Genomic DNA, 13,004 nt, shown 5'->3' with positions numbered 1-13,004 from the left:
CCCGGCATTACGAACACTGTCCATTGGAGTCAGTCATGCGTTACATCAGTACCCGCGGCCAGGCACCGGCCCTGAATTTCGAAGACGTCCTGCTGGCAGGCCTTGCCACCGACGGCGGTCTGTACGTCCCGGAAAACCTGCCACGTTTCACCCAGGAAGAAATCGCTTCCTGGGCCGGCCTGCCGTATCACGAGCTGGCCTTCCGGGTGATGCGCCCGTTCGTGACCGGCAGCATCCCGGATGCCGATTTCAAAAAGATTCTCGAAGAAACGTACGGCGTGTTTTCCCACAACGCCGTGGCACCGCTGCGCCAGTTGAACGGCAATGAGTGGGTGCTGGAACTTTTCCACGGCCCGACCCTGGCGTTCAAGGACTTCGCCCTGCAACTGCTCGGTCGCCTGCTCGACTACGTGCTGGAAAAGCGCGGCGAGCGCGTGGTGATCGTCGGCGCCACTTCCGGCGATACCGGCTCGGCCGCCATCGAAGGCTGCAAGCACTGCGAAAACGTCGACATCTTCATCCTGCACCCGCACAACCGTGTCTCAGAAGTGCAGCGTCGGCAGATGACCACCATTTTCGGTGAGAACATCCACAACATCGCCATCGAAGGCAACTTCGATGACTGCCAGGAAATGGTCAAGGCGAGCTTCGCCGACCAGGGCTTCCTCAAGGGCACTCGCCTGGTGGCGGTGAACTCGATCAACTGGGCGCGGATCATGGCCCAGATCGTCTACTACTTCCACGCGGCCCTGCAGCTGGGCGGTCCGGCGCGTTCGGTGGCGTTCTCGGTGCCAACCGGTAACTTCGGCGACATCTTCGCCGGTTACCTGGCACGCAACATGGGCCTGCCGATCAACCAGTTGATCGTCGCCACCAACCGCAATGACATCCTGCACCGCTTCATGAGCGGCAACCAGTACGTCAAGGAAACCCTGCACGCGACCCTGTCGCCGTCGATGGACATCATGGTGTCCTCGAACTTCGAACGCCTGCTGTTCGACCTGCACGGTCGCAACGGCGCGGCGATTGCCGGGCTGATGGACAGCTTCAAGCAGGGCGGCGGTTTCAGCGTCGAGCAGGAGCGCTGGACTGAGGCGCGCAAGCTGTTCGACTCGCTGGCCGTGGACGATGCGCAAACCTGCGAAACCATCGCCGAGGTCTTCGAGCAGACCGGCGAAGTACTGGACCCGCACACCGCGATCGGCGTCAAGGCCGCACGGGAATGCCGTCGCAGCCTGGATATCCCGATGGTGATCCTGGGCACGGCCCATCCGGTCAAGTTCCCGGACGCCGTGTTGAAAGCTGGCGTAGGAAAAGCCCTTGAGCTTCCTGTGCATCTTTCTGATCTGTTCGAAAGAGACGAGCGTTGCACCGTATTGCCGAATGACCTCAAGGCCGTGCAGGCCTTTGTCAGCCAGCATGGCAACCGCGGTAAGCCTTTGTAACAGGCAAACCTTGTCACACAAGAAAGCCCGTCTCCTGACGGGCTTTTCTGTTGGTGCATTCCAAATTGCCGGCAGTCCTCGCGGATGAATACGGGGCAGGCTTGACGCTGTTGTTTTTTCTCTGTCATCTTCAGCGTGCATGCTCTATCGACCAGAGGCGCAGGTTCACCTGCACTCGGTCTTCAGAACTTTCTACCCGGGCCAGCGGTCATTTACTGTACACACGCCCCCAGGCACTTTGTTTTCGGACTATTGAGTGGTGATCGGATGGAAAGTATCAGTCTCTTGCTCGGTGAGGCTCTGAGCCCGTACCAGGTGACGTTGACCCCGTCGGGCATTCACGGTGAATGCCGGGTGACATTGAAGAACGCAATCGGCGCCATAGTGGTCGATCGGGCGTTCAACCAGGCACAGTTGAGTGACAAGCGCCAGCTGACGGATGTGGTCGACGGCTTGCACCGCGACGTGCTGATTGCTGAAGGACGCCTGGAACCCTGTGTGATCGCGGCGTTGCGCAATGCGGCACAGGACAAGCTGCTGGCCAGCCGAAATTGAATTGTCGGATGTGGGAACCTTCCTGCATCCCCATCGTCAGACCTAGTAACAGCAAGATCAAGCATTGTGCTCCGGTGCTTGCCGCTTGCCGTTACGGGTCCTTGAAAAGACCACGTTTAACCCCGAGTCGTCTCCCCACTTCTCGGGGTTTCTTTTTGCCCGGAAATTGTCAGTAGCCGCTCTGGTGCTCGAAAAAATCCCTGGCCGCTTGCAGGTAGTCGCTGCGACTTTGCGGGTCGAGCCAACCGGCGTACGCCTCGCTCAAGTGATCCCGGGGCAGGGCACGCAGCAGCTGGTTGATCTCGACGATCGCCTGGCGGCCCTGGGGCGTGTTGGTGCAGCCTATGTAGCCGGACAGGTACTTGCCGGTGCCACGAATCGGGAAGAACTCCAGTTCATCTTCAGCGATGCCTTGTTGCTGCGCCTGATAACGAATTTCCGGGCGATAGCCCAAGAGCAATTGCAGGCGACCCAGGCGTTGCATCTGCAACAGGCTGCCCAAGGCGTCGTTGCCGTAGTGCGAGGTCAGCACCTTGCCCGGCGCCTGCTTGAGCAAGGTGTCGAGAAAGTCGCCGTAGTTGCGTTCGGCAACAATGCCCAGCGTCACGCTGCCGGTGGCCAATAGAGCCGCCAAGTCCACCTCGCCATCCTTGAGGAACGGCGTCAGTACTTCCCGATCATTACGCCGTATGGCCAGGCCATTGCTCATGGCGCGAAAAACCGGGAGGGAAAAGGCGATCCAGCTTTCGCGCTCCTTGCTCCAATTCAGCGCCGCATCGCAGGTGAGGGCCGGTTCGTGGAGCATCTGCAAGCCACGGGCTCGATTGACCTTCAGCACACTGTGCTGGTACTGCGGCATGCCGGCGATCAGTTGGCGGAGCAGTTGGTCGATGACCCCCTGGCCTTTTTGCGGGCCGTCGAAAATGAACAGCGGCGGTAGATCGCGTTTCAGCCAGACCAGGGAATCCTTGGCCTGCGCCGATACCGGCGCGGCCAGGGTGATGATCAGCAACAGGCTCGCCAACGCGCCCAGGCGCCGGCCGTCCAGCAACAGGCAGGGTTTGATGAGTCGCGCAAACAGACGCTTGAGCTCAGATGGCTCCGTCTTTGCGCAGCTGTGCAATCTGCGACGCGTCATAGCCAAGTTCCTGGAGTACCTGGGTATTGTGCTCGCCCAGTTGTGGCCCGACCCATTCACAATCACCGGGTGTCTCTGAGAGTTTCGGCACGATCCCCGGCATCTTGAAGTCCTTGCCATCGGGTAGCTTGGCCTGCAGGAACATTTCCCGGGCGAGGTACTGTGGATCGCTGAACATGTCTTCGGCGCTGAAGATTCGGCTGGCCGGTACATCGGCCTGGTTCAACAGCTCGATGACGCTGTCCAGGGGCAACGAATTGACCCAGCGATCGATCACCCCGTAGATTTCGTCGCGACGGCTGTCGCGGCCGTCGTTACTGGCCAACTGCGGGTCGTTGGCCAGGTCTTCCCGGCCGATGATCAACATGAAACGCTTGAAGATCGCGTCGCCATTGGCGCCGATCTGTACATGTTTGCCATCGGCACTGGTGTGGATCGAGGAGGGCGTGATGCCCGGCATGATGTTGCCGGTGCGTTCGCGGATGAAGCCGAACACGTCGAACTCCGGCACCATGCTTTCCATCATGGCGAAGATCGCCTCGTAGAGCGCCACGTCCACCACTTGCCCCGCACCGCCATTGACCTCGCGATGACGCAGGGCCATCAGGGCTCCGATCACGCCCCATAGCGCAGCAATCGAGTCACCGATGGAAATCCCGGTGCGTACTGGCGGCCGGTCCTCGAACCCGGTGATGTAGCGCAGGCCGCCCATGGATTCGCCGACCGCGCCAAACCCGGGTTGGTCCTTCATCGGGCCGGTCTGGCCGAAACCCGAGAGGCGCACCATGACCAGCTTGGGGTTCAGCGCATGCAGCACATCCCAGCCCAGTCCAAGCTTTTCCAGCACGCCGGGGCGGAAGTTTTCGATCAGGATGTCCGCTTCGCTGAGCAGTTTCTTCAGGATCGCCAGGCCGTCCGGGTGCTTGAGGTTCAGTGTCAGCGACTTTTTGTTGCGTGCCTGGACGAACCACCACAGCGAGGTGCCCTCGTACAACTTGCGCCATTTACGCAATGGATCGCCGCCGTCCGGCGATTCGACCTTGACCACATCGGCACCGAATTCAGCGCAGATGCGCGAGGCAAACGGGCCGGCGATCAAGGTACCCAGTTCGATGACTTTCAGACCTGAGAGCGGTTTGGCAGAAGACGGCATGCGGGTTCCTGTAGGACAAAGATTGAGCGAGTACAGAGTTTTAACATAGCCGACTGTCAGGCGCCCAAGGGAGATCTGCTTCTATTCGTTGATTGGCGGCTGCATCGGTTAGACTTGCCGCCTTTCCCCGTATCAAGAAGTCCGTTCATGGCCCAGCCGTCCACGACCTACAAGTTTGAACTGAACCTCACCGACCTCGATCGCAGCGTCTACGAGTCCGTCAAGCAGACCATCGCCCGCCACCCTTCGGAAACCGAAGAGCGCATGACCGTGCGCCTGTTGGCCTACGCCCTCTGGTACAACGAGCAGCTGTCGTTCGGCCGTGGTCTGTCAGACGTGGATGAACCGGCCCTGTGGGAAAAGAGCTTGGACGACCGTGTCCTGCACTGGATCGAAGTCGGCCAGCCGGACGCCGATCGCCTGACCTGGTGCTCGCGCCGTACCGAACGCACCAGCCTGCTGGCCTACGGCAGCCTGCGGGTCTGGGAAGGCAAGGTAATCCCGGCGATCAAGAACCTGAAAAACGTCAACATCGCGGCGGTTCCCCAGGAAGTCCTGGAAACCCTGGCCAAGGACATGCCCCGCGTCATCAAGTGGGACGTGATGATCAGCGAAGGGACGATTTTCGTCACCGACGACCGTGGTCAGCATGAAGTCCAGTTGCAGTGGTTGTTGGGCGAACGCGGCTGATCAGTCGCGGCCTCACCGGTTTTATCCTACATATTGAAGAGAAGCCCCTGTCACCCCATGCGCATCGAACCTCGCCTGCTGCCCGACACCCTGCCATTTCTCGGTGATATCCCGCCGCTGCTGACCCGGCTGTACGCCGCGCGGGGCGTGTTATCCGAAGCCGAACTGGACAAAAGCCTGGCGCGGCTGATTCCGTTCCAGCAGCTCAAGGGGATCGAGGCGGCGGTGGACTTGCTGGTGACCGCGCTTGAACAGCGTCAGCGGATCCTGATCGTGGGCGACTTCGATGCCGATGGCGCGACAGCCAGTACCGTGGGCACCCTGGGCTTGCGCCTGTTGGGTGCGGCGCACGTCGACTATCTGGTGCCCAACCGGTTCGACTACGGCTACGGCCTGACCCCGGAAATCGTCGCGGTGGCGCTGGAGCGCGAGCCTCAGTTGCTGATTACCGTGGACAACGGCATTTCCAGTGTCGAAGGCGTGGCCGCGGCGAAAAAGGCCGGGCTCAACGTGCTGGTCACCGATCACCACTTGCCCGGCGATGAATTGCCGCTGGCCGATGCCATCGTCAATCCGAACCAGCCCGGTTGCACCTTCCCGAGCAAGGCGCTGGCCGGAGTCGGGGTGATCTTCTATGTGCTGATGGCCTTGCGCGCGCGTTTGCGCGAACTCGGCTGGTACACCAGCAAGCCGCAGCCGAACATCGGCGAGTTGCTCGACCTGGTGGCGCTGGGCAGCGTGGCCGACGTGGTACCGCTGGATGCCAACAACCGGATCCTGGTGCATCAGGGCCTCGAACGGATTCGCGCCGGACGTGCCCGACCGGGGATCAAGGCGATTCTCGAAGTGGCCAAGCGTGATCATGCGCGCATCACCTCCACCGACCTGGGGTTTATCGTCGGCCCGCGCCTCAACGCCGCCGGACGACTGGATGACATGAGCCTGGGCATCGAATGCCTGCTGACCGACGACGCGGCGCTGGCCCGTGAGATGGCGGCGCAGCTGGACGGGATGAACCAGGACCGTAAATCCATCGAGCAGGGCATGCAGCGTGAGGCGCTGGCCCAGCTCAAGGATCTGCCGGTGGAATCGATGCCGTTTGGCTTGTGCCTGTTCGATCCCGAGTGGCACCAGGGTGTCATCGGTATCCTCGCGTCGCGCATGAAAGAGCGTTATTTCCGCCCGACCATCGCCTTTGCCGATGCCGGCGACGGCTTGCTCAAGGGTTCCGGGCGTTCGGTCCAGGGCTTTCATATCCGCGACGCCCTGAGCGTGGTGGCGGCGCAGCATCCGAACCTGATCACCAAGTACGGTGGCCACGCCATGGCCGCTGGCCTGACGCTGCCGGAGGCGAATTTTCCGCTGTTCGCCGAGGCCTTCGATGCCGAGGTTCGTCGTCAATTGCGCGACGAAGACCTGACCGGGCGCCTGTTGTCGGACGGCACCCTGGCGGTCGAGGAGTTTCACCTGGAACTGGCCCGCGCCTTGCGCCATGCCGGCCCTTGGGGGCAACACTTCCCGGAGCCGCTGTTTCATGGGGTGTTTCAGTTGGTCGAGCAGCGTGTCGTCGGTGAAAGGCACCTCAAGGTGGTGCTTCGCAGCGAGTGCGGTTCGGTCAAGCTTGACGGTATTGCATTCGGGATCGATCGTGAGGTGTGGCCGAATCCGACGATCAAGTGGGTGGAATTGGCTTACAAGCTCGACGTCAACGAGTTCCGCGGCAATGAGACCGTTCAACTGATGATTGCCCACATCGAACCGCGTTGACCCCTCGTTCCCACAGGATTTGAGCGAACCCTGTGGGAGCGAGCTTGCTCGCGATGGCAATCTTTGCGACACCGAATCTCTCTGAATCCTCCCTCATCCCCCGATGTCGACTAGGCTCTAAGCACTGCTTGATTATCCTTGTGACGTCTTGTCAATTTTTTGCCCGCGGGGGCGGGTGCTGCATCCTTTTCCTGTCACTCGTCGACTACTCAAACAGAACCCTGGAGCCTGACCACTGATTTGAGAGGTGCCCCATGAGTCTGCTGCTTGAACCCTACACCCTTCGTCAATTGACCCTGCTCAACCGCATCGCGGTATCGCCGATGTGCCAGTATTCGAGTGTCGACGGCCTGGCCAATGACTGGCACCTGGTCCACCTCGGCAGCCGCGCGGTCGGCGGCGCGGGCCTGGTATTTACCGAAGCCACGGCGGTTACCGCCGACGGGCGCATCACCGACCAGGATCTTGGTCTGTGGAACGATGAACAGATCGAACCCCTGCAACGCATCACTCGCTTCATCGCCGCTCAGGGCGCCGTCGCCGGCATCCAGCTGGCCCATGCCGGCCGCAAGGCCAGTACCTATCGACCCTGGCTCGGCAAGCATGGCAGCGTGAAAATCGACGAGGGCGGCTGGCAGCCGGTCGGCCCGTCACCGATCGCCTTTGACCCGCAGCACACACAACCCAAGCAGCTCGACGAAGGCGAGATCGCTGACGTCATCCAGGCCTTTGTCGACGCGGCGAAACGCGCTTTGACCGCCGGTTTCAAGGTGGTCGAAGTGCACGCGGCCCATGGCTATCTGCTGCACCAGTTTCTGTCGCCCCTGAGTAATCAGCGGCGTGACCAGTATGGCGGCTCCTTCGAAAATCGAATTCGGCTGGTGCTGCAAGTGACCGAAGCGGTGCGGGCAGTCTGGCCGGAAGAATTACCGCTGTTCGTGCGGGTGTCGGCCACCGACTGGGTGGAGGATGGCTGGAACCCGGATGAAACCGTCGAGCTGGCGCGGCGCCTGAAAGACCTCGGCGTGGACCTGATCGATGTGTCGTCAGGCGGAACGGCGGTCAACGCGGAAATCCCCACGGGCCCGGGTTATCAAACCCGGTTTGCCGAACGTGTGCGCAAGGAGTCAGGCATCGCCACCGGCACTGTAGGCATGATCACCGAGCCCGCACAGGCCGAGCATATTCTGCGCACTTGTCAGGCGGACATCATCTTCCTCGCTCGCGAGCTGTTGCGTGATCCTTATTGGGCGCTGCATGCCGACGATGACCTGGGTGGGCGCAAGGCCATATGGCCAGCGCAGTATCACCGGGCGACCCATCGCGACCAACCGATTCATGAGTCGGATTTGCGTGATTGATTGAGGAGTTTCAAGATCAAAAGATCGCAGCCTTCGGCAGCTCCTACAGAGGAATACGATCCCCTGTAGGAGCTGCCGAAGGCTGCGATCTTTTGCTTTTCCTCAAGTATATTTGCGCTTGTCCGGTGCCGGCGGGAAGTACTGGTACAACCAGGTCTCACTCAGCGTCCGGTCATTGGTGCGGATGAACAGGCGCAGCTCCACCGGCTCGACACTGTCGTTGGTCGGGTACCAGTCAAAGGTGATGCGATAGCCCTTGATGTCATCGAGCACCAGCACGTTGAACTCCTTCACCTCGCCGTTGGAACAGGTGACCACCGGTTCGATGCCGGTCCCCGCCGGCAGACGATCCAGACCGCCTCCGTTGAAGTCCACGGCAAAACGGCGGGCCCAGACTTCCGGATAATGCTCGCCCGGTGCCCAACCTTCGGTGAAACCGCCCATACCCGACCGGGTCGCGTTGACCCGTGCCAGCGGCGTGCCGACGGGCGGCAAGGCGCTCCAGTAGAGTTTGTAGCCGTAGTTCAACGAGTCGCCGGCCGCGACCGGTTTTTTCGGGGTCCAGAAGGCCACGATGTTATCGAGGGTCTCGCCGGTGGTAGGAATTTCCAGCAGATCGATTGAGCCTTCACCCCACGCGGTCGTTGGTTCGACCCACAGGCTCGGGCGTCGGCTGTACCAGTCAACGGTGTCCTGATAGCTGGCGAACTCGTGATCGGCCTGCACCAGGCCGAAACCTTTCGGGTCCTTGTCGGTGAAGGCGTTGAATTGCAGGGTGGCCGGGTTGTTCAGCGGGCGGCAGATCCACTCGCCGTTGCCCCGCCACATCGCCAGGCGATCTGAGTCGTGGATCTGCGGGTGAATGGTGTCGCACATGCGGCGCTCGTGGGTGCCGCAACTGAACATGCTGGTCATCGGCGCGATGCCCAGTTGTTCGATGGCGGTGCGCGCGTTGACATGGGCGTCGACCTCCATCACCACGCGCTCGGCCTGGCAATCGATGTCAAAACGGTAGGCACCGGTGGCGCTCGGCGAGTCGAGCAGGGCGTAGACCACGAAGCGCGTGCTGTCCTTGCCTGGCGTCTCGAACCAGAACTTGGTGAAGTCGGGGAATTCTTCGCGCTTCTTGGCATAGGTGTCGATGGCCAGGCCGCGGGCCGACAGACCGTACTGGCCGCTGGCGTCTACGGCGCGGAAATAGCTGGCGCCGAGGAAAGACACCACGTCGTGTTTGTCCAGTTCCGGCGCCTTGAACAGCTTGAACCCGGAAAAGCCCAGGTCGCCCTTGAGCTGTTGGGTATCGACCGAGGTATTTTCATAGTTGAACAACGAAGGGCGGAAATGCACTTCGCGGGCCATGCGGGTCTTGGTATCGACGCTGTACATGCGCACCGGCTGGCGGAAACCCATGCCGACATGGAAAAACTGCACATCCAGCTGACCGTTCAGGTCATTCCACAACGAATGCTTGCCGTCATAGCGAATGGCGTTGAAGTTCTGGGGGGTCATGGTCGCCAGGGTGGGCGGCAGCACCTGCTTGGTGTCCTGGTAGCGATTGCTGGCCAGTTGCTTGGCCTGGGCCTTCAGCGCTTCGAAGTCGAACGCCTGAGCCTCGCCATCCGCCGTGCCATTGCTTGCCCAGGCTTGGGCAGCGAGCAGGCCGGTGGCCGACAAACCGGTGTAGGCCGCAATGGCCATGGAGGCTTTGAGCAAATTCCTGCGATGCATAAGTACAACCTGTCGTGAACGATCCCGCGCCGTTCCTGGCACTGCTGGATCAAGAATATCGGTTCGGACATGCCTTCGGCCAAACGCAACTGCCTTTAAACAGATAACGAATAGCTTAAACCGTTCGGTTGTGCAGAAAAAATGATTGATGGCGTGACGATGGCGCGGCAATGAAACAAGAGATGTCGGTTAACGTTTCCGACAGCAGATTCTGATTTAGAGGGCATTTCTGCTTTTTTTGACTAATTACTCTAAAAACCGCTTTTCAGCGCCCGGATAATTCCTATTCTATGGACATGACCGGTTTCTGCCCTTCGGGCCGGTGGCTTCAGCGGGCACAGGGTGGCCGCTGAAAAGGGGTAGGGCGATGCGGTTTCTGAAGTTTTCTTTGACGTAGAGAAGGACATCGTCCATGTCGAAAGTACAAGGCATCACCGAAATCCTGGGAATCTTTGCGTGCCTGTCTACTGGCCGGCGAAGACGTCGGCTCAATAGCGAGGAGATTAAGTTGGTGGAACGCTATCGGGAGTTGTCGGAGAGTGACCGCATTGCGATGCGTTATCTGGTGGATGCGATGCGCAGTGTTTCGCGGTTTTGAAGAAATAGAACCTTCAGTCGCGGCAACTTTGCCGCGGCTGGATGTTCTCCCCTCTACCAATCCTCAGAGCGTTCGGAGCGCTGATGCAGCACTCTCAACACCTGTATCTGGCCATTGGCAAATCGATACGGGGCAATGAAGGGATAACGGCCAAGCACTAACTCTCGGACATCAGGCATGACGGAGGGCCTGCCTGAACCGGGAAACTGCTCCAACTGCCGAAAAGATTGCAGCATGGTTGCAATGATTTCGATGGCACTACTCGCGCCTACGACCTCTCGGTAATGCTCATGGATGGCATTCAGGTCGCTTTCGGCTTTCTCAGTCAGTACTACGCTCGGCACGTTTTGCCCACTTAGCCTTCACGGCGTCCAGATCGGTCAGTTTTCCGGCATCGGCATCGGCTATGCCGTCGCTGATGGCTTGCAGATGCCAGGACTCGGCTTCCACGTATCGAACCAGTGCACGCTTGAGGTGGTACTGACGGTCGCGGTCAGTGGCCGCTGCCAGCTGATCCAGCTGTTGGGCCAGAAGTTCTTCGACACGAAAAGACAAAACGGGCGAGGCCATGGTGGCTCTCCTAAAGGTGTATACGCTGTAAACGACGTAAACACCCTAAGCTCTGTTGCGTCTATCGTCAACCGATACCGCGTGCGTGGTTGAGGAAACTCTAGCCGGGTAAACATTCGCAGGTAGCGAGGAACTGTTTCGAAATGCTTGCCTGTTGCAGGCTCGATGAACCCCGGTACCTGTTGGCACCGGGGCAACTTCCGTTAGCGACTGACTTTCCACGCATCCCCGGCAGGCGCCTTACCGTGGTCATACGGCTTGGCAATCCACATGTAGAGCAACCCCAGGCCGATGACGATGGCGGTACTCAGGACCATGGCGTAGTTGATGTACCACGCGGCGTCCGGGGTCCGTGGCCAGGCCATGTTGATGATCGCGCCGACGCCATAGACCAGCGCGCCGATGTTCACTGCCCAGCCCCAGGCGCCGAGGGTAAATTTGCCGCTGGGTTTCCAGCCTTTGAGGCGGGCGTACAGCGCTGCGAGCACGATCATCTGGAAAGCCAGGTAAATACCGATGGCGGCGAAGCTGACGATGGTGGCGACCGCGTCCTGCAGGAAGAAGCCGAGGATGATGATCAGCGCCGGCAGGACGCCGGACACGAACAGTGCCGCAACCGGAACCTGGGTGGTAGGGGAAATCTTCTTCAGCAGTCGGCTGCCGATGACCATTTCGTCCCGGGCGTAGGAATACAGCAGGCGACTCGCCGCCGCTTGCAGGCTGATGACGCAGGAGATGAAGGAAATCATCACCACGCCCATCACCATTTTCGAACCGACCGGGCCGAAGGCATTGTTGAGGATGGTGCCGACCGGGTCCTTGTCGGTGCCATCGATCACCGCTTGCATGTCCGGTACGGCGAGGATCAGCGCCAGGCAGGCGAACATCGCCGCCACGCCGCCGATGTAGATGGTCATGCGCATGGCCACCGGGATCTGCTTGCTCGGGTTCGGGGTTTCTTCGGCTACGTCGCCGCAGGCCTCGAAGCCGTAGTACAGGAACATCCCCGCCAGCGATGCAGTGAGGAAGGCCGGCAGGTACGAGCCGTTGACGCTGATGTCGAAGGTGTTGAACAGCACGCTGATCGACTGATGGCGTTCGAAGACCAGCAGGTAGACACCGACGATCACCGCACCCACCAGTTCGCAGAGGAAGCCGAACATGGCAATGCGCGCCAGCACCTTGGTGCCGCTGAGGTTGACCAGGGTGGCGAACAGCGTCAGTACCAGGGCAATGATGATGTTGGTGTTGTTGCTCGGTTCAAAACCGAGCATGGCGGCCAGGTACGGGCCGGCGCCGACGGCTACGGCGGCAATGGTCACGCACAGGGCGATGGAGTAGATCCAGCCGACCATCCACGCCCAGCGCTTGCCCACCAGGCGACGCGCCCACGGGTATACGCCACCGGAAATCGGGAACTGCGAAACCACTTCACCAAAGATCAGGCACACCAGCAACTGGCCGCACCCGACCAGCAGGTAGGCCCAGAACATCGGCGGCCCGCCGGCGGCGAGGCACAGGCCGAAGAGGGTATAGACCCCTACGACCGGAGAGAGATAGGTGAAGCCCAGGGCGAAGTTTTCCCACAGGCTCATGCTGCGATTGAAGTTGGACGTGTAGCCCAGTTTTCGCAGCTGCTCGGCGTCGCTGTCGGCGATGGCGGACGAGAGATCGGGTGATGCACTCATGTGTGTTTCTCCGGAAAATCGGCAGATTTCGGATGCCCGAGACCGTGACGGGGCTTGGAGGCGCCGCCCGGGTCGGTGGTTATTGTTTTGATTTCTTTGGTCTGGAACCTGGTGGTGCCTAATGCCGGTTTCGACCTTGAAACCGAGGTGACGCAATCGCCAGCAGGCTGGCTCCCACAGGGAAATGCATTCCAAATTGTGGGAACCAGCCTGCTGGCGATGCTTTTCAGTGCTTGAACATCACATGCCTGACAACGGTGTAATCCTCCAGCCCATACATCGACATGTCCTTGCCATACCCGGACAGCTTT

Annotated in this window: 13 protein-coding genes; 6 read left to right on the top strand and 7 right to left on the bottom strand. The window is 60.3% G+C overall.

Features of this window, described 5'->3' with window-relative positions; all coding sequences use genetic code 11:
• Nucleotides 1-35: 35 nt before the first annotated feature.
• A complete protein-coding gene (thrC, locus tag NPS56_RS25615) occupies nucleotides 36-1,445 on the top strand; it encodes a threonine synthase (protein WP_274077229.1) in 1,410 nt (469 codons plus the stop codon).
• Between the two features lie 267 nt (nucleotides 1,446-1,712).
• Complete coding sequence (locus NPS56_RS25610) at nucleotides 1,713-2,000, top strand: DUF3509 domain-containing protein (RefSeq protein ID WP_274077228.1); 288 nt, start codon at nucleotides 1,713-1,715, stop codon at nucleotides 1,998-2,000.
• A 169-nt stretch (nucleotides 2,001-2,169) separates the two neighbouring features.
• Here the strand turns inward: NPS56_RS25610 and NPS56_RS25605 are convergent, their stop codons facing one another.
• Nucleotides 2,170-3,138, bottom strand: coding sequence for a TIGR02285 family protein (locus tag NPS56_RS25605; protein WP_274077227.1), 969 nt, complete (start codon nucleotides 3,136-3,138; stop codon nucleotides 2,170-2,172).
• Complete coding sequence (locus NPS56_RS25600) at nucleotides 3,092-4,291, bottom strand: CaiB/BaiF CoA transferase family protein (protein WP_274077226.1); 1,200 nt, start codon at nucleotides 4,289-4,291, stop codon at nucleotides 3,092-3,094. Before NPS56_RS25600 ends, NPS56_RS25605 begins: the two co-directional genes overlap by 47 nt.
• A gap of 147 nt (nucleotides 4,292-4,438) precedes the next feature.
• Here NPS56_RS25600 and NPS56_RS25595 point away from each other — a divergent pair, with 147 nt between their 5' ends.
• The 3 genes from NPS56_RS25595 (at nucleotide 4,439) to NPS56_RS25585 (ending at nucleotide 8,109) form a co-directional block, all read left to right on the top strand.
• On the top strand, nucleotides 4,439-4,981 hold the full coding sequence (locus NPS56_RS25595; protein WP_008057823.1) for a YaeQ family protein: 543 nt from the start codon (nucleotides 4,439-4,441) through the stop codon (nucleotides 4,979-4,981).
• 57 nt (nucleotides 4,982-5,038) lie between these two features.
• On the top strand, nucleotides 5,039-6,748 hold the full coding sequence (gene recJ, locus NPS56_RS25590) for a single-stranded-DNA-specific exonuclease RecJ (protein WP_274077225.1): 1,710 nt from the start codon (nucleotides 5,039-5,041) through the stop codon (nucleotides 6,746-6,748).
• A 254-nt stretch (nucleotides 6,749-7,002) separates the two neighbouring features.
• Complete coding sequence (locus tag NPS56_RS25585; protein WP_274077224.1) at nucleotides 7,003-8,109, top strand: NADH:flavin oxidoreductase/NADH oxidase; 1,107 nt, start codon at nucleotides 7,003-7,005, stop codon at nucleotides 8,107-8,109.
• Nucleotides 8,110-8,211: 102 nt separating this feature from the next.
• Here NPS56_RS25585 and NPS56_RS25580 read toward each other — a convergent pair whose 3' ends face one another.
• On the bottom strand, nucleotides 8,212-9,837 hold the full coding sequence (locus NPS56_RS25580) for a glucan biosynthesis protein D (protein WP_274077223.1): 1,626 nt from the start codon (nucleotides 9,835-9,837) through the stop codon (nucleotides 8,212-8,214).
• A gap of 412 nt (nucleotides 9,838-10,249) precedes the next feature.
• On the opposite strand from NPS56_RS25580, the gene NPS56_RS25575 reads away from it, so the two are divergent.
• A complete protein-coding gene (locus tag NPS56_RS25575) occupies nucleotides 10,250-10,435 on the top strand; it encodes a hypothetical protein (RefSeq protein ID WP_274077222.1) in 186 nt (61 codons plus the stop codon).
• A gap of 53 nt (nucleotides 10,436-10,488) precedes the next feature.
• On the opposite strand, the gene NPS56_RS25570 is transcribed toward NPS56_RS25575, so the two are convergent.
• The 4 genes from NPS56_RS25570 to NPS56_RS25555 all read right to left on the bottom strand — a co-directional run.
• The gene (locus NPS56_RS25570; RefSeq protein ID WP_274077221.1) at nucleotides 10,489-10,779 is read right to left on the bottom strand and encodes a type II toxin-antitoxin system RelE/ParE family toxin; all 291 of its coding nucleotides are present in this window, start codon (nucleotides 10,777-10,779) and stop codon (nucleotides 10,489-10,491) included.
• A complete protein-coding gene (locus NPS56_RS25565) occupies nucleotides 10,757-11,005 on the bottom strand; it encodes a CopG family ribbon-helix-helix protein (RefSeq protein ID WP_274077220.1) in 249 nt (82 codons plus the stop codon). Before NPS56_RS25565 ends, NPS56_RS25570 begins: the two co-directional genes overlap by 23 nt.
• A 203-nt stretch (nucleotides 11,006-11,208) precedes the next feature.
• On the bottom strand, nucleotides 11,209-12,693 hold the full coding sequence (locus NPS56_RS25560) for an APC family permease (protein ID WP_274077219.1): 1,485 nt from the start codon (nucleotides 12,691-12,693) through the stop codon (nucleotides 11,209-11,211).
• Nucleotides 12,690-13,004, bottom strand: a 315-nt coding sequence (locus NPS56_RS25555) for a hypothetical protein (protein WP_274077218.1), incomplete at its 5' end; no start/stop codon positions are given. The genes NPS56_RS25555 and NPS56_RS25560, both read right to left, overlap by 4 nt.

The sequence above is a fragment of the Pseudomonas putida genome (assembly GCF_028682635.1).
Lineage (GTDB): Bacteria > Pseudomonadota > Gammaproteobacteria > Pseudomonadales > Pseudomonadaceae > Aquipseudomonas > Aquipseudomonas putida_AE.
Note: the sequence above shows the minus strand (reverse complement) of the source record. Positions and strands in the feature narration are given on the sequence as shown.